The organism is Streptomyces sp. NPDC045026, from assembly GCF_056432625.1.
The window spans coordinates 154,839-178,121 of record NZ_JBWKIS010000012.1 but is presented as its reverse complement, the minus strand read 5'-3'; the positions used below and the strand labels follow the sequence as shown (position 1 = coordinate 178,121).

General features: G+C 71.8%; 17 protein-coding genes and 1 other RNA gene. 15 read left to right on the top strand and 3 right to left on the bottom strand.

Annotated elements, in window-relative coordinates; translation table 11 throughout:
• Nucleotides 1-108 precede the first annotated feature (108 nt).
• On the bottom strand, nt 109-3,459 hold the full coding sequence (locus AC07EJ_RS25470) for an FHA domain-containing protein (protein WP_478884983.1): 3,351 nt from the start codon (nt 3,457-3,459) through the stop codon (nt 109-111).
• 412 nt (nt 3,460-3,871) lie between these two features.
• On the opposite strand from AC07EJ_RS25470, the gene AC07EJ_RS25465 reads away from it, so the two are divergent.
• From AC07EJ_RS25465 to AC07EJ_RS25450, 4 genes are all read left to right on the top strand, one after another.
• Nucleotides 3,872-5,539 (top strand): serine/threonine-protein kinase, encoded by a 1,668-nt coding sequence (locus AC07EJ_RS25465; protein WP_478884982.1) that lies wholly within the window; start codon nt 3,872-3,874, stop codon nt 5,537-5,539.
• Between the two features lie 172 nt (nt 5,540-5,711).
• A complete protein-coding gene (locus AC07EJ_RS25460) occupies nt 5,712-6,947 on the top strand; it encodes a serine/threonine-protein kinase (RefSeq protein ID WP_389489165.1) in 1,236 nt (411 codons plus the stop codon).
• A gap of 123 nt (nt 6,948-7,070) precedes the next feature.
• Complete coding sequence (prfB, locus tag AC07EJ_RS25455; protein ID WP_362906330.1) at nt 7,071-8,177, top strand: peptide chain release factor 2; 1,107 nt, start codon at nt 7,071-7,073, stop codon at nt 8,175-8,177.
• Nucleotides 8,178-8,466: 289 nt separating this feature from the next.
• Nucleotides 8,467-9,096, top strand: a complete 630-nt coding sequence (locus AC07EJ_RS25450) for an LPXTG cell wall anchor domain-containing protein (protein WP_389489162.1) — start codon at nt 8,467-8,469, stop codon at nt 9,094-9,096.
• A 128-nt stretch (nt 9,097-9,224) separates the two neighbouring features.
• Here AC07EJ_RS25450 and AC07EJ_RS25445 read toward each other — a convergent pair whose 3' ends face one another.
• Nucleotides 9,225-9,416 carry a hypothetical protein gene (locus AC07EJ_RS25445; protein WP_389489160.1) on the bottom strand — a complete coding sequence of 64 codons (192 nt, stop codon included), beginning with the start codon at nt 9,414-9,416 and terminating at the stop codon, nt 9,225-9,227.
• A 291-nt stretch (nt 9,417-9,707) separates the two neighbouring features.
• On the opposite strand from AC07EJ_RS25445, the gene ftsE reads away from it, so the two are divergent.
• The 7 genes from ftsE to dacB all read left to right on the top strand — a co-directional run bounded on the left by ftsE (nt 9,708) and on the right by dacB (nt 16,421).
• Nucleotides 9,708-10,397 carry a cell division ATP-binding protein FtsE gene (gene ftsE / locus AC07EJ_RS25440; protein ID WP_116512695.1) on the top strand — a complete coding sequence of 230 codons (690 nt, stop codon included), beginning with the start codon at nt 9,708-9,710 and terminating at the stop codon, nt 10,395-10,397.
• A gap of 44 nt (nt 10,398-10,441) precedes the next feature.
• On the top strand, nt 10,442-11,359 hold the full coding sequence (gene ftsX, locus AC07EJ_RS25435) for a permease-like cell division protein FtsX (protein WP_389489157.1): 918 nt from the start codon (nt 10,442-10,444) through the stop codon (nt 11,357-11,359).
• Between the two features lie 78 nt (nt 11,360-11,437).
• Nucleotides 11,438-12,592: a S41 family peptidase gene (locus AC07EJ_RS25430; RefSeq protein ID WP_389489155.1), complete on the top strand. Its 1,155-nt coding sequence runs from the start codon at nt 11,438-11,440 to the stop codon at nt 12,590-12,592.
• A 30-nt stretch (nt 12,593-12,622) separates the two neighbouring features.
• Nucleotides 12,623-13,162 (top strand): SsrA-binding protein SmpB, encoded by a 540-nt coding sequence (gene smpB / locus AC07EJ_RS25425; RefSeq protein WP_362906320.1) that lies wholly within the window; start codon nt 12,623-12,625, stop codon nt 13,160-13,162.
• A gap of 106 nt (nt 13,163-13,268) precedes the next feature.
• Nucleotides 13,269-13,656: a transfer-messenger RNA gene (ssrA, locus tag AC07EJ_RS25420) on the top strand.
• Nucleotides 13,657-13,760: 104 nt separating this feature from the next.
• On the top strand, nt 13,761-14,756 hold the full coding sequence (locus AC07EJ_RS25415; protein ID WP_478884981.1) for an extracellular catalytic domain type 1 short-chain-length polyhydroxyalkanoate depolymerase: 996 nt from the start codon (nt 13,761-13,763) through the stop codon (nt 14,754-14,756).
• 45 nt (nt 14,757-14,801) lie between these two features.
• The gene (dacB, locus tag AC07EJ_RS25410) at nt 14,802-16,421 is read left to right on the top strand and encodes a D-alanyl-D-alanine carboxypeptidase/D-alanyl-D-alanine endopeptidase (protein ID WP_478884980.1); all 1,620 of its coding nucleotides are present in this window, start codon (nt 14,802-14,804) and stop codon (nt 16,419-16,421) included.
• Nucleotides 16,422-16,426: 5 nt separating this feature from the next.
• On the opposite strand, the gene AC07EJ_RS25405 is transcribed toward dacB, so the two are convergent.
• Complete coding sequence (locus tag AC07EJ_RS25405; RefSeq protein ID WP_389489147.1) at nt 16,427-17,674, bottom strand: MFS transporter; 1,248 nt, start codon at nt 17,672-17,674, stop codon at nt 16,427-16,429.
• Nucleotides 17,675-17,856: 182 nt separating this feature from the next.
• Between AC07EJ_RS25405 and AC07EJ_RS25400 the strand changes: the two genes are divergently transcribed.
• From AC07EJ_RS25400 to AC07EJ_RS25385, 4 genes are all read left to right on the top strand, one after another.
• Nucleotides 17,857-18,861, top strand: a complete 1,005-nt coding sequence (locus tag AC07EJ_RS25400) for a LysR family transcriptional regulator (protein WP_389489144.1) — start codon at nt 17,857-17,859, stop codon at nt 18,859-18,861.
• 245 nt (nt 18,862-19,106) lie between these two features.
• Entirely contained in the window at nt 19,107-19,796 is a 690-nt protein-coding gene (locus AC07EJ_RS25395) for a hypothetical protein (RefSeq protein ID WP_389489142.1), read from the top strand.
• Nucleotides 19,797-21,989, top strand: coding sequence for a bifunctional polysaccharide deacetylase/glycosyltransferase family 2 protein (locus AC07EJ_RS25390; RefSeq protein ID WP_478884979.1), 2,193 nt, complete (start codon nt 19,797-19,799; stop codon nt 21,987-21,989).
• Nucleotides 21,986-23,281, top strand: a complete 1,296-nt coding sequence (locus AC07EJ_RS25385) for an acyltransferase family protein (RefSeq protein ID WP_389489137.1) — start codon at nt 21,986-21,988, stop codon at nt 23,279-23,281. The genes AC07EJ_RS25390 and AC07EJ_RS25385 overlap by 4 nt, the downstream gene beginning before the upstream one ends.
• The last annotated feature ends 2 nt before the right edge of the window (nt 23,282-23,283 follow it).

Sequence of the window (23,283 nt, the reverse complement as noted above, 5' to 3'; positions counted from 1 at the left end):
ACAGGCAAGGGCGCCTGCGGTGTCAGCTCCAAGATCGTGACGGGGTCGTGATGTCGACCCCGAACCTGGGGAGTTGGGGAATTTCGGGCCGTCCCGCCGGAGGCCCCGTCACAGCAGCGACGGCACCTCCCGCGCGGCGACGGAACGGGCGGCCCGCTCCAGCGCGCTGGCCAGCAGGGCGAGGTCGGTCGGCCCGTTCCCCAGCTCCCGCACGGGGCGCCGGGTCGGAGGGTCACCCATCCGGGTCCAGTCGATCGGCACCACCGTGGGCCGCTGGGTGGCCGTACGGGGGATGCGCCCGGTGACGCGGCCCGCCTGGAACACCAGCTCGCGTCCGTCGGCGCCGGAGAGCCGGCCGCGGCCGGGCGCCGGGTCGTCGGGGCCTGCCGACGGGGCGTCGAGCGCGACCCGCAGCGTCACGCCCCACGCCGGCTCGGCACCGGACGCGCGGGCCGTGACCAGATGCACCCCGAGGCGCTCGCCGTCCCGGACGACGGCCTCCAGGGCCCGTACGACGGAACCCGCGGCGGGCCGCCCCGGGGAGCCGAGCGGTGGCGAGAGCAGCGCGTCCAGGTCGTCCACGAGGACCACGAGCCGGGGCAGGGGCGGGGCCGGATCGGCCTCCTTGCGGGCGGCGGCGGGCCGCAGGCGCATGGTCGAACTGGGCGGCGCCTCCAGGTCCCCGGCGCCCTGGTCGGTCGCCCGGGGCGGGGCGGGGCGCTGGGCGACCATCCGGCCGGACACCTCGCGCTGGGTGTGCCACTCGGCGAAGTGCTGGCGCCCGAGCAGCTCGGCGCGGCGCTTCAGCTCGGCGGCGAGCGACTGGGCGAACTCCCGCATGCGCACGGGGTCGTTGGCCGCCAGATGGGTCGTGACGTGCGGCAGGTCCGTGCAGACGCGCAGCCCGTCCCCCCGGTCGGCGCCCCCGGTGCCGTCCCGGCCGTCGACGAGGACGAGCCCGAGCCGGTCAGGACGCTCGGCCGCCGCGAGCGAGGCGGCGATCGCGCGCAGCAGCTCCGTACGGCCGCTGCCCGCCGGGCCCTCGATCAGCAGATGGGGGCCCTCGGCGGCCAGGTCCACGACGACCGGGCCGCGCGGCCCGGCGCCGAGCACGGCCCAGGCGCGCCCGCCGAGCGCCTCCGCGTCGTCCCCGGCGGCGGCCCAGCGGGCCATCAGGGAGGCGGGCGTGGCCCGAGCGAGCCCCAACTCGTCGAGGAGGCGGGCGATTTGGGGCAGGGGGGCGGAGACCCTGGGGTGCGGCTCGCTCGGGCCGCTGTCGGTGCGCAAGGGGGCGAGGGCCCGCGCGAAGCGCTCGGCCCAGGCCGCCGACACCGCGTCGATCGCGGCGACCGTGCCGTGCCCGACGACCTGGCCGTGGGACGTGCGCAGCAGCCGCAGCGCCGTCGCCACGTCCCCGCTGAGCAGCGCGACGGCGCCGCACGACTTGAACGCGGGCGACACGGCGCACGCCATCTCGTAGGTCTGGGTCACGGGAGAGGCGGGCGAGGACGCGGGGGCCTCGGCGAGACAGATGACATGGATCCCGGCCCGGCCCCCTTCCGTCGCGAGGCGCACGGTGGCCTCGCGCAGCCCGGCCGATCCCGGGTCCCCGTCGACGACGAGCACGGTCAGCGGGCCGGTCCAGCGGTGCCCGGCGTCGGGGCCAGGGGGCGGCCAGGTCTCCTCGGTGGAGGGATGCCCAGTGGGGTGTTCCGTCCCGCGCCCGTCCCGGTCCGTGGCGGGCCCGAAAGCGCCGGGGCCGTCCGTCGGCGCCTCGCCCGGCCGGCCTCCCGCGCCCTCGTGCCCGTACGGTCCGTACGGCCCGGATGCGGCCATGCCGCCACCGCGCTCCCCGGCGTCGGCCGCCTCACCCGAACGGGACCTCGGCACCAGGGGCCCGGAGCCGGCCCGCTGCTGCCCCGCGCGGGCGGCGCCGGGCCCGGCGCCCGAGCGGCGCGACGCGTCCGCGATGTGGTCGTCGAGGCGGCGCACGAGCTCACCGGTGCGGGCCACCGCCTGCTCGCGGTCGTACGCGAGGAGGAGACGGCAGTCCTGGCCGTGTGCGGGACGCAGATGGGGGAGCCAGCCGAGCCAGGACCACTCCGCCGCGCGGTCCTGGACGCTGCGCGACCGGTCCGTGCTGACCAGGACGATCTCCAGCACGTCGGGCGAGTGCAGGGCCGCGAGCTGCGCGACGACGGAGCGGGCCACGCCCGACAGCCGCGCCCGCGGCCCGGCGAGCCCGAGGGCGCCGGCCTCCCGCAGCCCCACCGTCACCGGCACGCCCGGCAGCAGGCCCGTGCGGTCCGGAGCCGTCCGGTCGTCCGTGCCGAGCCGCACCGCCAGCGCCTCGGGGTGTTCGGGACCGCGCTCCCAGAGCCGGGGCCCCGGGCCGAGCGCGGTGAGCAGCAGCGCGGCCGCGTCGGGCCAGGACTCGGAAGATCCCCCGGAGGAGGCGGGGGCGAAGGTCTCTGGGACGTGCGCCCCCGGCCCGTCGTCGTAGCCGCCGGTGTCGTACGGGGACACGTCCTCGCCGGTGCGTCCGCCGGCCAGGCGCCGCGCCCAGGCGCCGAGCCCACCGCGCCTGCGCTGCTCGCGTGGCACGGGCGTCCCGCGGGCGGGGGTGACGGTCGGCGTGCTCTCGACGTCGGGCGGCCCGCCCTGCTCGGGCACGACGGGGCCGGCACCGGCGGCGAGCGCGGCGGGCCCGTACGCGTGCCGGGTCTCGCCCGCGAGACCGGGCCGGGAGGAGGGGTCTTCGAAAGCGCCCGCGTCCGGGGCCGTCACCCGTACGTGGCCCTCGCCGTCGGGCGCCGTCCGCAGCACGGGCCCCGAGAAACCTGAGAATCCGGTGAAACCTGAGGAACCCGCGGCGCCCTCGGGGGCCAGCCGCAGCGTGGACTCGCCGAGGCGCAGGAGGGCGCCCGGGGCGAGCCGGGTGGGCCGCTCCGTGACGGGGCTGCCGTCCACCGTCGTCCCGTTCGTCGAGCCCAGGTCCGTGACCGTCACCCGGCCGTCCGTGCCGAGTGTCACAGCGCAGTGCATCCGGGACACGTCGGGGTCGTCGAGCGCGACGTCGGCGTCCGCGGAGCGGCCCACGCGGATCTCGCCGCCGTGCAGCAGGTGCACACCGCCCGCGTCGGGCCCGGCGACCACCTGGAGCTGCGCCGCCGCACCCTCGATCTCGGGCCCCGGCTCGGCGGGAACGCCCAGGGACAGCACGGCCCCGTCGGTCAGCGGCGGCTCGCCCAGCGTGCAGCGCTGCCCGTCGAGGCGCTCGGGTCCCGCGTAGAGAATCGCCGTGCCCTCGCCGCCCGCGACGGCCGTCACCAGGGCGGAGGCCACCGCGGCGAGCGCGGTGCCCGCCGGGGCGGTCACCAGCACGTCGCACGACATCGCGCGGCCTTGCGGGTCGGGGCGCGTCCCCAGGGGGTCTACGACGGTCAGCCGGATCTGCATCGCGTCAGCGGTCCCTTCTGCGCGGGCGCCCGGGAAGGGGCTGCACAGCGGTCACCTCACCGCAGATCCCCCACCGCACAACGGGCACGTAGGCCAGTACGAGAGGCATCCTCGCACTTGCCACCGACAACACGCCCGTCGGCCACCCGTAAGTGATCTTGATTGGTCGGCTCTGCCCGCAAAAGTGCCTGCATGATGCCGCTTGGGACCGCTCACACGCCCGCCGGCGGCAACCAACCGACCGCCCCGGGCGTCTTCCCGTCGAACACGGCCGCGGCGGGCGGGGAGTCGCGGAAGCCGCGGAAGATCAACAGACGGTGGGTTGTTCGACGGCACTACAGTGGGTCGGAACACCCAAGGACGAGCAAGACCAAGCAGTACGCCAGTACGCAGCAAGCAGGGAGCGCATGACGTGCGGCCGGTAGGCAGTAAGTACCTGCTCGAGGAGCCGCTCGGACGCGGCGCCACGGGCACCGTCTGGCGGGCCCGCCAGCGAGAGACCGCGGGGGCCGAGGCGGCCGTCGCCGGGCAGCCCGGCGAGACCGTGGCGATCAAGGTCCTCAAGGAGGAGCTCGCCAACGACGCGGATGTGGTGATGCGCTTTCTGCGCGAGCGCTCCGTGCTGCTCCGCCTGACGCACCCCAACATCGTGCGCACCCGCGACCTGGTCGTCGAGGGCGAGCTCCTCGCCCTCGTCATGGACCTGGTCGAGGGCCCCGACCTGCACCGCTACCTCCGCGAGAACGGCCCCTTCTCCCCGGTCGCCGCGTCCCTGCTGACCGCCCAGGTCGCGGACGCGCTCGCGGCGAGCCACGCGGACGGCGTCGTGCACCGCGACCTGAAGCCGGCGAACGTCCTGCTGAAGCAGGACGGCGGTGAGATGCACCCGATGCTCACCGACTTCGGCATCGCCCGCCTCGCCGACTCCCCGGGCCTGACCCGCACCCACGAGTTCGTCGGCACGCCCGCGTACGTCGCGCCGGAGTCCGCCGAGGGCCGCCCGCAGACCAGCGCGGTGGACATCTACGGCGCCGGAATCCTGCTGTACGAGCTGGTCACCGGCCGGCCCCCGTTCTCCGGCGGCTCCGCGCTCGAGGTCCTGCACCAGCACCTGAGCGCCGAACCGCGCCGCCCGTCCACCGTGCCCGACCCGCTGTGGACGGTCATAGAGCGGTGCCTGCGCAAGAACCCCGACGAGCGCCCCAGCGCCGAGAACCTCGCCCGCGGCCTGCGCGCCGTCGCCGAGGGCATCGGCGTGCACGCGAACTCCGCGCAGATCGCGGCCGCCGAGGGCGTCGGCGCCCTCCTCATGCCGGACCCGGCGCCCGCGCAGGTGCCCGGCGCGGCCGACCCGACGCAGGTCCTGCCCAGCACCTCCGGGAACGCCGGCTCGTACGACCCGAACGCGGCGACGAGCGTCATGCAGTCCACCGGCACCGGCGACGCCGACCCCACCTCGGTCCTGCCGAGCCGGGGCGCGCCCGACCCGACGGCCGTCATGCCCCCCGTCCCGCCGCACCAGCCGGGCGCGAACCCGGACGACCCGCACCCCTGGCAGAACCAGATGCGGGCGGCCCGCGACCGCAACGAGCAGACGCAGGTCCAGTACCTGGACCCGAACGACGACCCGCTGCGCCGCCGCCCCCAGCGCCCGCAGGGACGCCAGCAGCAGCCCCAGCAGCCCCCCCAGCAGCAGTACGCGCCCCAGCAGCCCCGTCGGCAGCAGCCGCACCCCCAGCAGCAGCAGTACGCGCCGCAGCCTCAGCAGCAGCAGTACGCGCCGCCGCAGCAGCCCCGCCAGCCGCAGCCTCAGGCGCCGCAGCGCGAGCCGCGGCAGCCGAGGCAGCGCAGTGCGAACCGGATGAAGATCCCGGGGCTCGGCTGTCTCAAGGGCTGCCTCTTCATGATCGTCATGCTGTTCGTGGTGAGCTGGCTCGTCTGGGAGTTCACCCCGCTCCAGGACTGGATCGGCACGGGCAAGTCCTACTGGGGCCAGCTCTCGTCCTGGTACGACACGGTCTCCGGCTGGATCGGCGACCTTGGCGGCGGGGGTTCCGGTGGCGAAGGTTCCGCCAACTAGCGGGGATTGCGGCACCTGTTGGGTTCCGGCACCTGAAAAACGCCTCACGAGCCCGCTTCGGCCGTGAGGTTGGAGATTTGTCGACTTCCAGAGGGTGATTTCCCCCGTGGATGTGATGGTTGGCGTCCGAGCCGCGTAGCTTGGGCGCCAACACGCGTCTGTAGGAGCAGTCTTGGCACGGAAGATCGGCAGCCGGTACACCGCGAACCAGATCCTGGGACGCGGCAGCGCCGGCACGGTGTGGCTGGGCGAGGGACCCGAGGGGCCCGTCGCCATCAAGCTGTTGCGTGAGGACCTGGCCTCCGACCAGGAGCTCGTCGGCCGCTTCGTCCAGGAGCGCACGGCCCTGCTCAGCCTGGACCACCCGCGCGTGGTCGGCGTCCGTGACCTCGTGGTCGACGGGAACGACCTGGCCCTGGTCATGGACCTCGTACGCGGCACCGACCTGCGCACCCGCCTCGACCGCGAACGGCGGCTGGCCCCCGAGGCCGCGGTCGCCATCGTCGCCGACATCGCGGACGGCCTCGCCGCCGCGCACGCCGCCGGGATCGTGCACCGCGACGTGAAGCCGGAGAACGTCCTCCTGGACATGCAGGGCCCCCTCGGCCCCGGCGGCTCCCACCCGGCCCTCCTGACCGACTTCGGCGTCGCCAAGCTCATCGACTCCCCGCGCCGCACCCGCGCCACGAAGATCATCGGCACCCCGGACTACCTCGCCCCCGAACTCATCGAGGGCCTCCCGCCGCGCGCCGCCGTCGACATCTACGCCCTGGCGACGGTCCTGTACGAGCTGCTCGCCGGCTTTACGCCCTTCGGCGGCGGCCACCCCGGCGCGATCCTGCGCCGGCACGTCACGGAGACGGTCGTCCCGCTCCCCGGCATCCCCGACGAGCTGTGGCAGCTCCTCGTCCAGTGCCTGGCCAAGGCACCCGCGTCCCGCCTGCGCGCCTCCGAGCTGGGGGACCGCCTGCGCGAGCAGCTGCCCCAGCTCGCCGGGATGGCGCCCCTCGACGTGGACGAGCCGGACACCGAGCCCGACCCGGAGCCGCAGGCCGCCCCGGCCGCACCCGAGGCGCCCGCCGCCCGCCGCGGCGCCGTCCCCCTCGTTCCCGGCGCGACCCCGGCCGACTCGAACCGGGACACCCACACGTCGATGCGCGTACCGGCCCCCGATGAGCTGGCCGGCGGCGCCCGCGGCACCGCCCGCGCCCCGCGCGCGGCCGGCGCGCCCCGCCCCGGGTCCGCCCGCCACCGCGCCTCCGCCCGGCGCCGCCGGATCACGCTCGGCGTGGCCGGAGCCGTCCTGGTGGTGGCGGCCGGCATCGGCACGTGGGCGGCCGTGGGCGGCGACGACGCGGACGCGACCCCGGGCAAGAACCCCGGGCAGTCGGCGCCGGCGTCCCCCTGAGCGTTCCGCCCGGCCCCCGGTTCGCGCGCTGGTTCAGGCCGCGCAGGCCCGTCCCGCCCGGTCCGGACCCCGTCCCGCGGCCACCAGGACCAGAGCACTTGCCCCAGCCGTTACGCTGGTGTCGTGGCAGTCGTCGACGTTTCCGAAGAGCTCAAGTCCCTCTCCTCGACCATGGAGTCGATCGAGGCCGTCCTGGACCTCGACAAGTTGAGGGCAGATATCGCCGTGCTCGAGGAGCAGGCGGCCGCACCGTCCCTGTGGGACGACCCCGACGCGGCACAGAAGATCACCAGCAAGCTGAGCCACCTCCAGGCCGAGGTGCGCAAGGCGGAGGCCCTGCGCGGCAGGATCGACGATCTGAGCGTGCTCTTCGAGATGGCCGAGGAGGAGGACGACCCGGACACCCGTGCCGAGGCCGAGTCCGAGCTGACCTCCGTCAAGAAGGCGCTGGACGAGATGGAGGTCCGCACCCTCCTGTCCGGTGAGTACGACTCCCGTGAGGCGCTGGTCAACATCCGCGCCGAGGCGGGCGGCGTCGACGCCGCGGACTTCGCCGAGCAGCTCCAGCGCATGTACCTGCGCTGGGCCGAGCGCCACGGCTACAAGACCGAGGTCTACGAGACGTCGTACGCGGAAGAGGCCGGCATCAAGTCGACCACCTTCGCCGTGCAGATCCCGTACGCGTACGGGACGCTCTCGGTCGAGCAGGGCACGCACCGCCTGGTCCGCATCTCGCCCTTCGACAACCAGGGCCGTCGCCAGACGTCCTTCGCGGGCGTCGAGGTGCTCCCGGTCGTCGAGACGACCGACCACGTCGAGATCGACGAGTCCGAGCTGCGCGTCGACGTCTACCGCTCCTCGGGCCCCGGCGGCCAGGGCGTGAACACGACGGACTCCGCGGTCCGCCTGACGCACCTGCCCACCGGCATCGTCGTCTCCTGTCAGAACGAGCGCTCGCAGATCCAGAACAAGGCGACCGCGATGAACGTCCTCCAGGCGAAGCTCCTCGAGCGCCAGCGTCAGGAGGAGCGGGCCAAGATGGACGCCCTCAAGGGCGACGGCGGCAGCTCGTGGGGCAACCAGATGCGTTCGTACGTCCTGCACCCGTACCAGATGGTCAAGGACCTCCGTACGGAATTCGAGGTCGGTAACCCGCAGTCGGTGCTCGACGGCGAGATCGACGGTTTCCTCGAAGCGGGAATTCGCTGGCGCAAGCAGCAGGAGAAGTAACCGCAGGTCTTTTCCACCTTTGTCGACAAGGCAACTGCCGCCCACCGGGCGGCAGTTGCCTTTTACGTCACAGTCACATGTACTTACGACGCTCAACTCCCCAGATTTCGGGCATCGCGTACGCAACGACCTTGACGCTGACATGAAAAGTGGGAAGGCTGACGCGCGGCATGCGTATCAGTGGGACGCGTGTGCACCGGGGGAGGGCCCAGCATTCGCCGACACCCCCGGACGGCCCCCGTCCCGCGCGCTGCTCCATCAACCATTAGCTACTGGGGGTAGCAGGCAGATGACCAAGAAGACGCGCATCCGTGTCGCGCGGATAGCAGCCGGTGCGGTGATCGCGGCCGGTGCATCGCTGACGGCCGCGGGCGCCGCTTCGGCCCTCGACATCGGCGTCAACCTTCCGGGCGCCGGCGTGAACGTGCACGCGGGCGAGGACGGTGTCGCAGCCGGTGTGAGCCTCGGCGGCGACGAGGACCCGACGGACCCGCCCACCGAGGTCCCGACGGACCCGCCGACGGTTCCGCCGACCGAGGAGCCGACGGTTCCGCCGACCTCGGAGCCCACGGACCCGACCGAGGAGCCCACCGAGCCCACCGAGGACCCGACCGCACCGACCGAGGACCCGACCTCGCCGGGTGACAACGGTGGCGGCCACAACGGCGGCGGGAACGGCAACACCGACCCCGACGGCGGCAACAACCCGGTCGAGCAGGGCCAGGGCAAGGACGGCCTGCAGGACACCGGCTCCGTGCCGGCCGCCAAGCCGGCCCAGCAGGGCAAGGGCGGCGAGCTGGCCGAGACCGGCGCCGCCGAGACCACGTTCCTGCTGATCGGCGCCGCGACGATGATCGCCGGCGGCATCGGCTTCCGCCTGCTGCCCCGCCTCGTCGGCGGCGGCCGCACGGTTGCCTAGGCAGCCGTAGGCACGTACGTCACGTACGGCACGTACGTCCGTACGTAACGCGAGAAGGGCCCGGAGCGTTGCTCCGGGCCCTTCTCGGTGTCTTGGACGGATCGGATCGATCGGACGCTTCAGGCGGGTCAGACGGTCTGGTGCGCGAGGAGCGCCACCGCCGCGATGAGCACAGCCACCAGAGCTATCAGAGCCATCGGGTGAAGACCCGCGAACGGGCCCTCCTGCTGAAGCCGCTCGCGGTTCGCCCGGCACACGGGGCAGCGGCCCTCGCTCACGGGCGCCGCGCAGTTCGCGCACACCAGTCGGTCATAGGTCATGCGCTCTTCCTCCTCCCGCGCGGCGGAGCCGCCACAGCATCATTCTCTCCGCACAACGCTCCGGGGAACGCAACCGTTCCCCCTACCACTGTGCCAGCTTCCGGGGATTTCGGCGCGCCTCCCCGGATGCTGCCCCTTTGGACCCGTTCCGTTCCCGCCAGAACCCGTCCGCGACCAGGCAATCATCGGGACAAAACACTCAACCCAGGACGCGGACTGCGCCGCGGAGCCGGGTTCGCGTATGGTCACGCTCACCTACCCCCGACGCCCACGATGCACCGAGGCGCACCCGTGATCCGATTCGACAACGTCTCCAAGGCCTACCCCAAGCAGACCCGGCCCGCCCTCAGGGATGTGTCCCTCGAGGTCGAGCGCGGTGAATTCGTCTTCCTTGTGGGATCTTCCGGCTCCGGAAAGTCCACCTTCCTGCGGCTGGTCCTGCGCGAGGAGCGCACCAGCCACGGCCAGGTGCACGTCCTGGGCAAGGACCTGGCACGACTGTCCAACTGGAAGGTGCCGCAGATGCGCCGCCAGCTCGGCACGGTCTTCCAGGACTTCCGGCTCCTGCCCAACAAGACCGTCGGCGAGAACGTCGCCTTCGCGCAGGAAGTCATCGGCAAGTCCCGCGGCGAGATCCGCAAGTCCGTGCCCCAGGTGCTCGACCTCGTCGGTCTTGGTGGCAAGGAGGACCGGATGCCCGGCGAGCTCTCCGGCGGTGAGCAGCAGCGTGTGGCCATCGCCCGCGCCTTCGTGAACCGCCCCAAGCTCCTGATCGCCGACGAGCCGACCGGCAACCTCGACCCGCAGACCTCGGTCGGCATCATGAAGCTGCTCGACCGGATCAACCGCACCGGGACGACCGTCGTGATGGCCACCCACGATCAGCAGATCGTGGACCAGATGCGCAAGCGCGTCATCGAGCTGGAGAAGGGCCGTCTCGTCCGCGACCAGTCGCGCGGCGTCTACGGCTACCAGCACTGAGCCCCGTGAGCACCAGAGCACTGAGAAAGGCCTGAGCAGACGCCATGCGCGCCCAATTCGTCCTGTCGGAGATCGGCGTCGGTCTCCGCCGAAATCTCACGATGACCTTCGCGGTCATCGTCTCGGTCGCCCTCTCGCTCGCCCTGTTCGGCGGCTCGCTGCTCATGCGTGACCAGGTGAGCACGATGAAGGGCTACTGGTACGACAAGGTCAACGTCTCGATCTTCCTGTGCAACAAGGGCGACGCCGAGTCGGACCCGAAGTGCGCCAAGGGAGCCGTCACTGCCGAGCAGAAGCAGCAGATCGTCTCCGACCTGAACAAGATGCCGGTCGTCGAGAAGGTCTCCCACGAGTCGGCGGACCAGGCGTACAAGCACTACAAGGAGCAGTTCGGCGACTCCCCGCTGGCGAGCTCACTGACGCCCGACCAGCTCCAGGAGTCGTACCGGATCAAGCTCAAGGACCCGGAGAAGTACCAGGTAGTCGCGACCGCCTTCGACGGGCGTGACGGGGTGCAGTCCGTGCAGGACCAGAAGGGCATCCTGGACAACCTCTTCGGACTCCTCAACGGCATGAACTGGGCGGCGCTCGCTGTGATGGCGCTGATGCTGATCGTCGCGCTGATGCTGATCGTCAACACGGTGCGCGTCTCGGCGTTCAGCCGCCGCAGAGAGACCGGCATCATGCGCCTGGTCGGCGCGTCCAGCTTCTACATCCAGATGCCGTTCATCATGGAGGCCGCCGTCGCCGGAGTCATCGGCGGTGTCGTCGCCTGCGGCATGCTCCTCGTGGGCCGTTACTTCATGATCGACCACGGTCTGGCGCTCTCCGAGAAGCTGAACCTGATCAACTTCATCGGCTGGGACGCTGTCCTGGCCAAGCTGCCGCTCGTCCTCGCAATTGGCCTGCTGATGCCCGCGATCGCCGCTTTCTTCGCGTTGCGCAAGTACCTGAAGGTGTGACAAGACTCCCCTGAGTTACCGAGCGCCGTGCGGTTCAACGAGCCGTACGGCGCTTCGCGTTGTCCTAGACTCACCGTCATGTCGGGCCCCGAGCTGTTCTCCCGGCCCCGCCGCTTCGGCCGCGGGGCGGCCCTGACATTGGTCTTCGCGAGCGCCCTCGCGACCGGCGTCGCGACGGGTTCGTGGAGCGCCGAGGGCAGCAAGTCCGAGGAGCGTCCCGTCGGTTCGGCCACGGGCGCCGGACACGAGGACGTGGCGGACGCGGCCGCCGAGGCGATGGCCGACGGCAAGTCCCCGACGCAGGCTGCCGAGGAGGTCGTCAGCCGCAGTGGCGACCGCTGGGGCGCGGTCTACTCGCAGGGCGAGTACAAGGAGTTCGAGCAGGAACTCGACGGCCAGTACACGGGCGTCGGCCTCTGGGCCAAGCGCACCGCCGACGGCCGTATCGAGGTCTCCAAGGTCGGTTCCGGGTCCCCCGCGGCGCACGCGGGCGTGCGCCGCGGCGACCGGCTCCGCACCGTCGACGGCCGGCCCGTCACCGGCCGCCCCGTCACCGAGGTCGTCTCCCTGTTGCGCGGCGAGCACGCAGGGACGGCGGTCCGGCTCGGCCTGGCGCGCGGCACGCGCGCGTGGACCGAGACCCTGCGCCGGGCCAACCTCGCCACGGAGACCGTCACAGTCTCCCGCCTCCCCGGTGGCACCGTCCTGATCAAGGTCGCCGCCTTCACCAAGGGCTCGGGCGAGCGCGTACGGTCCGCCGTGCGCGACGCCCCCCACGGCGACGGCGTCCTCCTCGACCTGCGGGGCAACTCGGGCGGCCTGGTCACGGAGGCGGTCACCGCGGCGTCGGCGTTCTTCGACGGCGGGCTCGTGGCGACGTACGACGTGCGCGGACGCCAGCGCGCCCTGCACGCCGAGCGCGGCGGCGACACCTCCAGACCGGTGGTCGCGCTCGTCGACAGCGGCACGATGAGCGCGGCCGAGCTGCTCACCGGGGCCCTCCAGGACCGCGGCCGCGCGGTCGTCGTGGGCTCGAAGACCTTCGGCAAGGGCTCGGTCCAGATGCCGAGCCGGCTCCCCGACGGCTCCGTCGCCGAGCTGACCGTCGGCCACTACCGCACCCCCACCGGCCGCGGCGTCGACGGCCGGGGCATCACCCCCGACCTCGAGGCCGACGAGGGCGCCCGACAGCGGGCCGAGACAGTATTGAGTGGCCTCGGGGACCCCTCGTAGTGCGAAAATGGCCGCACTATGTCTAAGGGAATGTTCGTACCGAAGGAGTCCCAGCCCAAGCAGGGCAAGGGGAAGGCGTCCGACCAGAAGGACGGCAAGCGCAAGATCGTCGCGCAGAACAAGAAGGCGCGGCACGACTACTTGATCATGGACACCTACGAGGCCGGCATCGTGCTGTCCGGCACCGAGGTCAAGTCGCTGCGCCAGGGGCGGACCTCCCTGGCCGACGCCTTCGTCCAGATCGACGGGGGCGAGGCGTGGCTGCACAACGCCCACATCCCCGAGTACAGCCAGGGCACCTGGACCAACCACGCCGTGCGCCGCAAGCGCAAGCTGCTCCTGCACCGCGACGAGATCGACAAGCTGGAGTCGAAGTCCCAGGAGTCGGGTCACACGATCGTGACCCTCGCGATCTACTTCAAGGACGGTCGCGCCAAGGCCGAGATCGCGCTCGCCAAGGGCAAGAAGGAGTACGACAAGCGGCAGACGCTGCGCGAGCAGCAGGACCGGAGGGACTCGGACCGCGCGATCGCGGCGGCCAAACGGAGGCAGCGGGCGCGCGAGCGCTGAGCCCGTCAGGAATGCGCTGGCATCGGCGTGCGTTGGTCACGTACGATGGCACTGTTCCTCACCACAGGGACACCGGATCGAAAGATCCACCTTGATAAAAAAACATGGGGATGATCGGTTTCGACAGCGGATGTCGAAGCAGGTGAAGCGTGTCGAGGAAGCGGCAATGATCTCGTAAACCATATGTCGCAACCAATAATCGCCAATTCCAAGAGCGATTCCCAGTCCTTCGCCCTCGCTGCCTAATAACAGCGACTGAAGGACCCTAAAAGGGTGTCAGCCCGGGAGTGTTCCCGACCCGGATCCTGGCATAATCTAGGGGACTAAACCATCGAGCCCGGTCACGGGGTTCGATGGGAAATCAAACAGTGACTGGGCCCGTCGGCGACTTGTTCGCGTGATCACCGGGGCCGAGAAAATCGAAGCGAACTGCACACGGAGAAGCCCTGCTGCTGCACCGTTGGACGCGGGTTCGATTCCCGCCATCTCCACAAACCCCATGTGAGACGAAGGCCCGGCTGGCACACAGCCGGGCCTTTGTCGTTGTGTGGCCCGGCTCCATACCGGGGCCCCCGGGCCGCCTCTACGGTCCCTCCCCATGACACCGACCAGAGCCGCAACACCCCCACGTCTCGCGTTCGTGGCCCTCCTGGCCGCCCTCCTGTCCGTCTTCCTGCCAGCGCCCCGCGCCGACGCCGCCGCTGCCGCCGGAGCGATTCAGGAAGTCACCGGCTTCGGGACCAACCCCGGCGCCCTCAAGATGTACCGCTACGTGCCCGACGGGCTGCCCGCCGGGCGGCCCGTCGTCGTCGCCCTGCACGGGTGCACACAGAACGCCTCCGGCTACGGCACCGGCAGCGGCTGGACCGAGCTCGCCGACCGGTGGGGATTCTCCGTCGTGCTGCCGCAGCAGCAGACCGGGAACAACGCGTCCTCCTGCTTCAACTGGTTCCAGGCCGGCGACATCGAACGCGGCCAGGGCGAGGCCGCGTCCGTCGCGCAGATGGTCGACCGCCAGCTCACCGACGCCTCCGGTGATCCCACGAAGGTCTACGTCACCGGGCTGAGCGCGGGCGGCGCCATGACTTCCGTGATGATGGCCGCGTACCCCGAGAAGTTCGCCGCCGGAGGCGTCGTCGCCGGGCTGCCGTACGGGTGCGCGCAGGCCGCCGGGTCGCCGTACGTGTGCATGTACGTGGGTGCCACGCAGACCGCAGCACAGTGGGGTGACCGGGTGCGGGCCGCGCGGCCCGGGTACGCCGGGCCCTGGCCGCGGCTCACCGTCTTCCAGGGCAGCGCCGACTACACCGTCAAGCCCGTGAACATGACCGACCTGATGAAGCAGTGGACCGATGTCCAGGGGGCCGATCAGGCCGCCGACGTCAGCGACACCGTGGGCGGGTATCCGCATCAGGTCTTCCGCCGGGCGGACGGGAGCGCCGCCGTGGAGACGTACAGCATTACGGGGATGGGGCACGGGCAGCCTGTCGATCCCGGGAGCGGGGCCGCGCAGTGCGGGACCGCGGGGGCCTACATTCTCGATGTGAACCTGTGCGCGGCCTACGCGATGGGCCACTCGTGGGGGCTCGGCTGAACGCACCCTGTCCGCGGGTGCCGCGATCGGGGATGCTTCTGAGGCATGAGTAGACCCGACGGACCTGTGAGACGACTTCTCAATCCGCTTGCACGTCAACGGCGTTACCTCGTCTGGCCCGCCCTCGTCGCTCTCGCGGCGGGCCTGACCTGGGGCTCACCGGCCGGTGCCGACGGCGACAGCACCGGCCTCCCCGAGGCCATCGACACCATCCTCGGAGACCCGTCCATGGAGGGCGGCGCGGCGAGCGTCGTCGTCGCCGACGCCGGGAGCGGCGACATCCTTTACGAGCACAACCCCACCGGGCGCCTGATGCCCGCGTCCAACACCAAGCTCCTCACCTCGACAGCCGCGACGGAACTCCTCGGTACCGGTTACCGGTTCACCACCGACGTGCTCGGTGACGGGCGCCGGCGGGGGAGCGTCCTCGACGGCGATCTGTATCTGCGCGGCACCGGCGACCCGACCGCCCTCGCCAAGGACTACGACGAACTGGCCGCCAAAGTCGCGGCGTCGGGCGTGAGGTCGGTCAGCGGTCGCCTCGTCGCCGACGACACCGCGTTCGACGGCCAACGGATCGGCCGCTCCTGGGCCGCCGACGACGAGTCCTCGTACTACTCGGCGCAGATCTCCGCCCTGAGCGTCGCGCCCGACACCGACTACGACACCGGAACGGTCATCGTCGAGGCCTCGCCGGGAGCGAAGGCCGGGGACAAGCCGAAGATCACCGTCACGCCGAAAACGCACTACGTCGACATCGACGTGCGGGCCACGACCGTCGCGGCCGGCGGTGACGACAGTCTCACCGTCGAGCGGCAGCACGGCACGAACACCGTCACCGTCAGCGGCACCGTCCCGGCCGGCGGGGACACCACCAAGGAGTGGGTCACCGTCTGGGAGCCCACCGGTTACGCGGCCTCCGTCTTCCGTGACGCGCTCGCCGCGCACGGCGTGAAGGTGTCGGGCGGCACGAAGCTCGGGCGCGCCACCCCGAAGGGCGCCGTACGGCTCGCCACACACGACTCCATGCCCCTGAAGGACCTGCTGATCCCCTTCATGAAGCTGAGCAACAACATGCACGCCGAGATCCTCACCAAGGCCATGGGTGCGAAGGCGACCGGCCGCCCGGGGAACTGGGACGACGGGCTCGCGGCGATCGGCGGCTATCTGAAGGGCATCGGTGTCGACACCGGGCGGCTGCGCCAGGTCGACGGGTCCGGGCTCTCGCGGATGGACGACGTTCCGGCGGGCCAGATCGCGAAGCTGCTGCTCGCGGTGCGCGCCGAACCGTGGTTCGGCGACTGGTACAAGGCGCTGCCGGTGGCCTGCGACCCGGACCGGTTCGTCGGCGGCACCCTGCGCTCGCGGATGTGCAAGACCCCGGCCGCGCTCAACGCCCGTGGCAAGACCGGGTCCCTGACCGGCGCCTCCGCGCTCTCCGGCTACGTCAAGGACGCCGGCGGACGCGAGCTCGTGTACAGCATCGTCCAGAACAACTACCTCGTCGACTCGGTGAAGCCCCTTGAGGACGCGATCGTGGTGACGCTCGCGAAGTCGGATGCGGACGCGGCGGTGGCGGTCGAGCCGCGCACCCTGCGCTCCGTGCCGGTCTCCGAGCGCAACGGCGACCTGGAGTGCTCGTGGCGCAAGCCGGCCGTCTGCTGAGGTGACTACCGGCGGCCGCGCGCGTAGCCGGCGAGCGCGAGCACGAAGGCGCAGGCCGACGCGGTGACCGGGACGGCGTAGCCCGCGGTGGGGCCGAGGCGCTCCACCGCGGAGCCGCCCGCCGCCGCGCCACAGGCAATGCCCCCCAGCAGGCCGGTCACGGCGAGGGTCATGCCCTCGTTCAGCTGGCCTTCGGGGGTGCGGGCCTGGACCAGCGTCATTCCCGTGACCATCGTCGGGGCCGTCGCCATACCGGCCACGAGGAGAGCGCAGGCGAGCACAAGGAGGGAGCCGGTGAACGCGGCCGCGAGCAGAGGGAGGGCCAGCAGGACCGTCATCGCGGCGACGCACAGCGGATGGCGGCGCGCGGCGGGACCGGCGGGCTTCACCGCCCCGTAGACAAGCCCCGCGACGCACGAACCGGCCGCCTGGAGTGCGAGGACCGCGCCGGCCGCCGCCTTGTGGCCCGCCTCGTCCGCGAATGCGATCGTGACCACCTCCATCGAACCGAACACGGCGCCGGTGGCGAGGAACGACGCGAGGAGAACGGGCATCCCGCGCGCGTGGAGGGGCGATTTCGTGGCCGTGCGCCCATGAGTGGGCGGTTCCGTGGCGCGCTGCGCGGCGAAGACGAGCACGCCCGTGAGGAGCAGGACCGCGCCGATCAGGGTGCCCGCCTCCGGGAAGAGCGACCCGCACAGGAAGGCGGCGAGGACCGGGCCGAGCAGGTAGCAGAGCTCGTCCGCGGCCTGCTCGAAGGAGTTCGCGGTGTGCAGGGCGGTGGGGTCGCCCTTGAGGAGATGGGCCCAGCGAGCGCGTGACATGCCGCCAGTGTTCGGCGTGGTGGCCGTCGCGGCGTAGGCGGCGAAGAGGGTCCAACCGGGCGCTTCGTAGTGCACGCAGAGGAGGAGCGCGAGCGATCCGCAGACCGCGATCGCCGTGGCTGGTACGGCGATCCTGGCCTGTCCGTAACGGTCCACGAGACGTGCCGTCCACGGGGCGACGACCGCGGTCGCGGCCATCCCGGTCGCGGTGACGGCCCCGGCGAGTGCGTACGAGCCGCGCGCCCCGGCGATCATGATGACGGCGCTGACGCTGAACATGCCCATGGGGAGTCGGGCGACGAGGTTCCCGAGTGTGAAGGCGAGGGCGCCGGGGGTGGACAGGAGCCGGACGTACGGGGAGCGGCTGGGCTGTGGCGGGGCGGTCGAGGTCGGGGGAGCGGTGGCGGGCTCGGATATCGCGTCGGGCATGTGATCAGCGTCGTCGCCGGCCGCGCGCCCGGTCCAACACCTTCTCCGTACCGATTCACGCGCCCGCGTTGTAAGTTCGCCGGATGCCCGACCAGCCAGCAGCGCCCGGCATGCCAGCCGCGCCCGACCAGCCAGCAGCGCCCGGCATGCCAGCCGCGCCTGACCAGCCAGCCGCGCCCGGCATGCCGGCCGCTCTCGGCACGCCGGCCCCCGCCCATCTGGAGCCCCGGCTGCTGCGCGGCTTCCTCGCCGTCGCCGAGGAGCTGCACTTCACCCGTGCCGCCGCCCGGCTCTACGTCGCACAGCAGGCCCTCAGCCGGGACATCCGCCGGCTCGAACGCGAGCTCGGTGTCGAGCTGTTCACGCGGAGCACCCGTCAGGTCGCCCTGACCGCCGACGGGGCGCGGCTGCTGCCATACGCGCGGCGGGTCCTCGTCGCGCAGGACGAGCTGCTCGCCGCCTTCGCGCGCCGCCCGGCCACAGGGGCGGCGCGGCCGCTGCTCGTCGACGTGAACAGTCCGGGCCTCGTCTTCGAACGCATCCTGGAGCGAGCCCGCGAGCTGGCCCCCGAGTGCGAGCTGATGGCCCGCTACGAGAGCGGCCTGACCGGCGCCGCCACCGAGATGACCGCGGGGCGCCTGGACGCGTCGTTCGGGCGGTACGCGGGGCTCGACGCGGCGGTGCGGGCGCGCCTTTCGCAACAGCCCGTGCGGTACGAGCCGATGACGGTGGTCCTGCCCGAGGACCATCCCCTCGCCGCCCTGGACGCCGTGCCCCTCGCGCGGCTCGCGGGCGAGACGGTGTACGCGGGCGCGGGCAATCCCCGTACACCGGAGTGGACCGACCTGGCCGGGCGGCTCTTCGAGGGGCGCGGCATAGCGGTCGCGCCGCCCGCGCCGCTCGCCGTGGGCGTCGAGGAGTTCCGGCGGATCATGGCCAAGACGGGGACGCCGGTGCTCGCCGCGGGGGACTTTCCGGCCATGCCCGGATCCGTCGTGAGGCCCCTGACCGACCCCGTGCCCCTGTCGCCGGTGTCGCTGGTGTGGCCGACGGGGCTCGTGCACCCGGGGATCGACGCGCTCCGTGCGGCGGCGGCCACGCTCGCGGAGGAGAACGACTGGCTACGTAAGCCCCCAGGTACCTGGATACCGGCCATAGATGCACTCATCATGATGAGTCGGGACTGAGGAGTGGACGCGGCTGTCACTCGCGTGCGCTACATTCGTCCTCCGAGCGCAATGTGATAAGGGGGCGCTCGGATCGGGTGGGGGCCCGGTCCGGACGACGAGTGCTCGGTACGTCGTGCGCGCACCCATGTTCATGTCCTTGGGGGGATGTGCGTACGGTGGAACACTGGCGAGAAAATGCCCGTTCCGGGCAAACTCACGATCCTAATGAAGTAACGGTCCAACTCGACGGCGCAGGCCGCCAGTTGGACGAACTCATCGCTGCGCGGCGCGAGGGCGCGGGCGCGGCCGACAAGGAAGTCCCGGTCTTCGTCGACGACTCGGGCCGGCGTAACCGCAGGTACCGCCGCTTCGGCGCGATCGTCGGAATGATCTGCGCGGTCTACGCCGTGGTCATCGTGGCGACGCTGCTCTCCGGAAACTCGAACGCGCCCTGGCTGCCCATCACGGGCCAGAACGACGACAAGCCCGCGGGCAAGGTGGACACGCCGCCGCTGCCCGCCGACCCGGCGGCCCGGCCGTCCTCGTCGACGGGCGCCACGGCCACTCCCAGCGCCTCCGGCACGGGAGCGGCGTCCAGCGAGCCGGGCGCCGGCTCGTCGACCGGGCCCGACAGCAGCGCGAGCGCGAAGCCGGGCGACAAACCCGGCAAGTCGCCCGACCCGAAGCCGTCCGGCGGCGCCGGGAAGCCTGACCCCGGTCACTCGCCCGACCCGGGCCCCGGACCCTCGGAGGAGCCCAGCTCACCCGGTCCCGGCGAGCAGTCCCCGTCGGACAGCGGGCCGCCCGTCGAGCCGTCGGAGACCCCGGTCCAGGGCGGCACCGAGACCGTCGCGGCGCCGCCTGTCGAGTCACCCGTCGCGTCGCCCGTCGACCCGAGTCAGAGTCCGGCCGGACCGCCAACGGCCTCGTCCCCGGAAAGCGGCATCCTGTAAATGTCCTCCCGCCCACGCAGCAACCGCAGGGCGCCGCGTCGCCGCCGCCTGCCCATGCGCTATCTGCTGCCGTCGCTGCTCCTGGTCGCCCTGCTCGCGATGCTCATGCTCCGCGGGTACGTGCACAGCGAGATCCTCGCCGACCACCGCATCCAGCCGCCCGCCGCCACTGATCACGTCCCCGAGAAGATCCTCGAGGGCGGACCCGTCATCGACACGCGCGGCGGGCGCGAGACCAGCATGAGCGTGCCCGACCACCGGCTCGTCCTCACCTTCGACGACGGCCCTGACCCCGAGTGGACCCCGAAGGTCCTCGACGTCCTGAAGGAACACCACGCGCACGGCGTCTTCTTCGTCACCGGCACCATGGCCTCCCGCTACCCGGACCTGGTCAAACGCATGGTCGACGAGGGTCACGAGGTCGGCCTGCACACCTTCAACCACCCCGACCTCTCGTACCAGTCCAAGAGCCGCATCGACTGGGAACTCACGCAGAACCAGACGGCGCTCGCGGGCGCCGCAGGCATCCGCACCTCGCTCTTCCGGCCGCCGTACTCCTCGTTCGCCGACGCCATGGACGACAAGTCCTGGCCGGTCGCCAAGTACATCGGCAGCCGCGGGTACCTGACCGTCGTCAACAACACCGACAGTGAGGACTGGAAGCGCCCCGGCGTCGACGAGATCATCCGCCGTGCCACGCCCAAGGGCGGCAAGGGCGCGATCGTCCTCATGCACGACTCCGGTGGCGACCGTTCGCAGACCGTCGCCGCCCTCGAACGCTTCCTGCCCCAACTCCAGGGCCAGGGCTACGACTTCGTCAACCTCACCGAGGCGCTCGACAAGCCCGGCGCGCACACCACCAGCGCCCATACGCCCGTCCACGGCCTGGAGCTGGCGAAGGGCAAGGCCTGGATCTACGCCGTCGAGGCGTCGGACAACGTGACGGACGTCCTCGTCGTCGGACTCGCGGTCATTGGCGTCCTCGTCTTCACCCGCTTCGGCCTGATGCTCCTCCTGTCCGGGGCGCACGCCCGGCGCGTGCGGCGCCGCGGATTCTCCTGGGGGCCGCCCGTCACCGAACCGGTGTCGGTCCTGGTCCCGGCGTTCAACGAGGCCAAGTGCATCGAGAACACGGTGCGTTCACTCATGTCGAGCGAGCACCCCATCGAGATCATCGTCATCGACGACGGCTCGACCGACGGCACGGCCCGCATCGTCGAGGACCTGCGCCTGCCGGGCGTCCGGGTGGTCCGCCAGCACAACGCGGGCAAGCCGGCCGCACTCAACAGAGGCCTGGCCAACGCCCGGTTCGACCTGATCGTGATGATGGACGGCGACACGGTCTTCGAGCCGGCGACCGTACGCGAACTGGTCCAGCCGTTCGGCGACCACCGCGTCGGCGCGGTCGCGGGCAACGCGAAGGTCGGCAACAAGGACTCCCTGATCGGGGCCTGGCAGCACATCGAGTACGTGATGGGCTTCAACCTCGACCGGCGCATGTACGACATGCTGCGCTGCATGCCCACGATCCCCGGGGCCGTGGGCGCCTTCCGCCGCAGCGCCCTGGAGCGCATCGGCGGCATGAGCGACGACACGCTCGCCGAGGACACCGACGTCACGATGGCCCTGCACCGGGACGGCTGGCGCGTGGTCTACGCCGAGAAGGCCCGCGCCTGGACCGAGGCCCCGGAGTCGGTCCAGCAGCTCTGGTCCCAGCGCTACCGGTGGTCGTACGGCACGATGCAGGCGATCTGGAAGCACCGCCGCTCTGTGATCGAGTCGGGCCCCTCCGGGCGCTTCGGCCGCATCGGGCTGCCCTTCGTCGCCCTCTTCATGGTCCTCGCGCCGCTCCTGGCGCCCCTCATCGACGTCTTCCTGCTCTACGGCCTCGTCTTCGGCCCGACGGAGAAGACGATCGTCGCCTGGCTCGGCGTCCTCGCCATCCAGGCCGTCTGCGCGGCGTACGCCTTCCGGCTCGACCGCGAACGCATGACCCATCTCATCTCGCTCCCGCTCCAGCAACTCCTCTATCGGCAGCTGATGTACGTCGTGCTGCTCCAGTCCTGGATCACCGCGCTCACCGGCGGCCGGCTGCGCTGGCAGAAGCTGCGGCGTACCGGAGCGGTGGAAGCGCCGGGGGCGATTCCGCGCCAGCGGGCGTCGCACGGCAACGATCGGAGGCCCGTCGCATGACGTATCCCACTCCCGCCACCGGCGGCCAGAGCGGGTTCCGGCAGACGCGGCCCATGCCGCAAGTGCCGTTCCCACAGGTGCCGTTCACGCCGGAACGGGCGCCCGCGCCCGTGTCCGCGCCACCGGCCCCGCCCACGCAGGCGGCCGCGCCCAAGAAGCCGGGCCGCGACCGCTATCTCGATCTGCTGCGCTCCATCGCGCTGGTCCGTGTCGTCGCCTACCACCTCTTCGGGTGGGCCTGGCTGACGGTCCTCTTCCCGTCCATGGGCGTGATGTTCGCGCTCGCCGGATCGCTGATGGCACGCTCCCTGAGCCGTCCCGCGATCGGCGTGATCAAGGGCCGTATCCGCCGGCTCCTGCCGCCCATGTGGGCTTTCAGCGTCGTCGTCCTCGCCCTGCTCTTCCTGGGCGGCTGGAACCCCGGCAAGGACCCGGACAGCGGCGGGACCTGGGGCTGGATCAGTCTGGTCAACTACTTCGTGCCCGTCGGTGCGCCGTCGTTCCCCTGGCACCTCGGCGACAAGGCGGGCCTCCTGGAGGACACCTGGCCGTCGCAGGCCGCGGGCCCGCTCTGGTACCTGCGGGCCTACCTGTGGTTCGTCCTCGCCTCGCCGCTGCTGCTTTGGGCGTTCCGCAAGGTGCCGTGGGCGACGCTGCTCGCGCCGCTCGCGCTGACGGCCGTCGTCGGTACGGGCATCGTCACCATCCCCGGCGAGACGGGGAACGCGGTCACCGACTTCGCGGTCTACGGCGGCTGCTGGGTCCTCGGCATCGCCCACCACGAGGGTGTCCTGGCCAAGGTGCCGCGCTATCTCGCGGTGTCCTGCTCGGCGATCGTGATGGCGTTCGGACTGTGGTGGGCCTCGGGCCATCTCGGGCCGGACGGCTGGGACTTGAACGACATCCCGCTGGCACAGGCGGCCTGGTCCTTCGGCTTCGTCGTCATCCTGCTCCAGTATTCGCCGTCCTGGCAGGAGCTGCCGGGCCGGCTCGCCAAGTGGGACAAGCTCATCACGCTGTCCAACAACCGCGCGGTCACCATCTATCTCTGGCACAACATGCTGATCATGGCGACGGTGCCGATCATCGACCTCGCGTACAACCTGCCGTTCATGGAGGACGCGAGATGGAGCGGCGCCCTCGACTCGACGTACATGCTCTGGATGTTCGTGCTGACCTGGCCGCTGATCGCGCTCGCGGTCCTCGGGACGGGCTGGATCGAGGACCTGGCCGCCAAGCGGCGTCCGAGGCTGTGGCCGAACGGCGTCAAGAAGCGGGCACATAGTCGCTAGAC

What these genes read in the sequence shown, in the direction of transcription:
- AC07EJ_RS25470 (WP_478884983.1), bottom strand. Translation starts at nt 3,459, where the DNA reads ATGCAGATCCGGCTGACCGTCGTAGACCCCCTGGGGACGCGCCCCGAC.
- AC07EJ_RS25450 (WP_389489162.1), top strand. Translation starts at nt 8,467, where the DNA reads ATGACCAAGAAGACGCGCATCCGTGTCGCGCGGATAGCAGCCGGTGCG.
- AC07EJ_RS25445 (WP_389489160.1), bottom strand. Translation starts at nt 9,416, where the DNA reads ATGACCTATGACCGACTGGTGTGCGCGAACTGCGCGGCGCCCGTGAGC.
- ftsX (WP_389489157.1), top strand. Translation starts at nt 10,442, where the DNA reads ATGCGCGCCCAATTCGTCCTGTCGGAGATCGGCGTCGGTCTCCGCCGA.
- AC07EJ_RS25430 (WP_389489155.1), top strand. Translation starts at nt 11,438, where the DNA reads ATGTCGGGCCCCGAGCTGTTCTCCCGGCCCCGCCGCTTCGGCCGCGGG.
- smpB (WP_362906320.1), top strand. Translation starts at nt 12,623, where the DNA reads ATGTTCGTACCGAAGGAGTCCCAGCCCAAGCAGGGCAAGGGGAAGGCG.
- AC07EJ_RS25415 (WP_478884981.1), top strand. Translation starts at nt 13,761, where the DNA reads ATGACACCGACCAGAGCCGCAACACCCCCACGTCTCGCGTTCGTGGCC.
- dacB (WP_478884980.1), top strand. Translation starts at nt 14,802, where the DNA reads ATGAGTAGACCCGACGGACCTGTGAGACGACTTCTCAATCCGCTTGCA.
- AC07EJ_RS25405 (WP_389489147.1), bottom strand. Translation starts at nt 17,674, where the DNA reads ATGCCCGACGCGATATCCGAGCCCGCCACCGCTCCCCCGACCTCGACC.
- AC07EJ_RS25400 (WP_389489144.1), top strand. Translation starts at nt 17,857, where the DNA reads ATGCCGGCCGCTCTCGGCACGCCGGCCCCCGCCCATCTGGAGCCCCGG.
- AC07EJ_RS25390 (WP_478884979.1), top strand. Translation starts at nt 19,797, where the DNA reads ATGTCCTCCCGCCCACGCAGCAACCGCAGGGCGCCGCGTCGCCGCCGC.
- AC07EJ_RS25385 (WP_389489137.1), top strand. Translation starts at nt 21,986, where the DNA reads ATGACGTATCCCACTCCCGCCACCGGCGGCCAGAGCGGGTTCCGGCAG.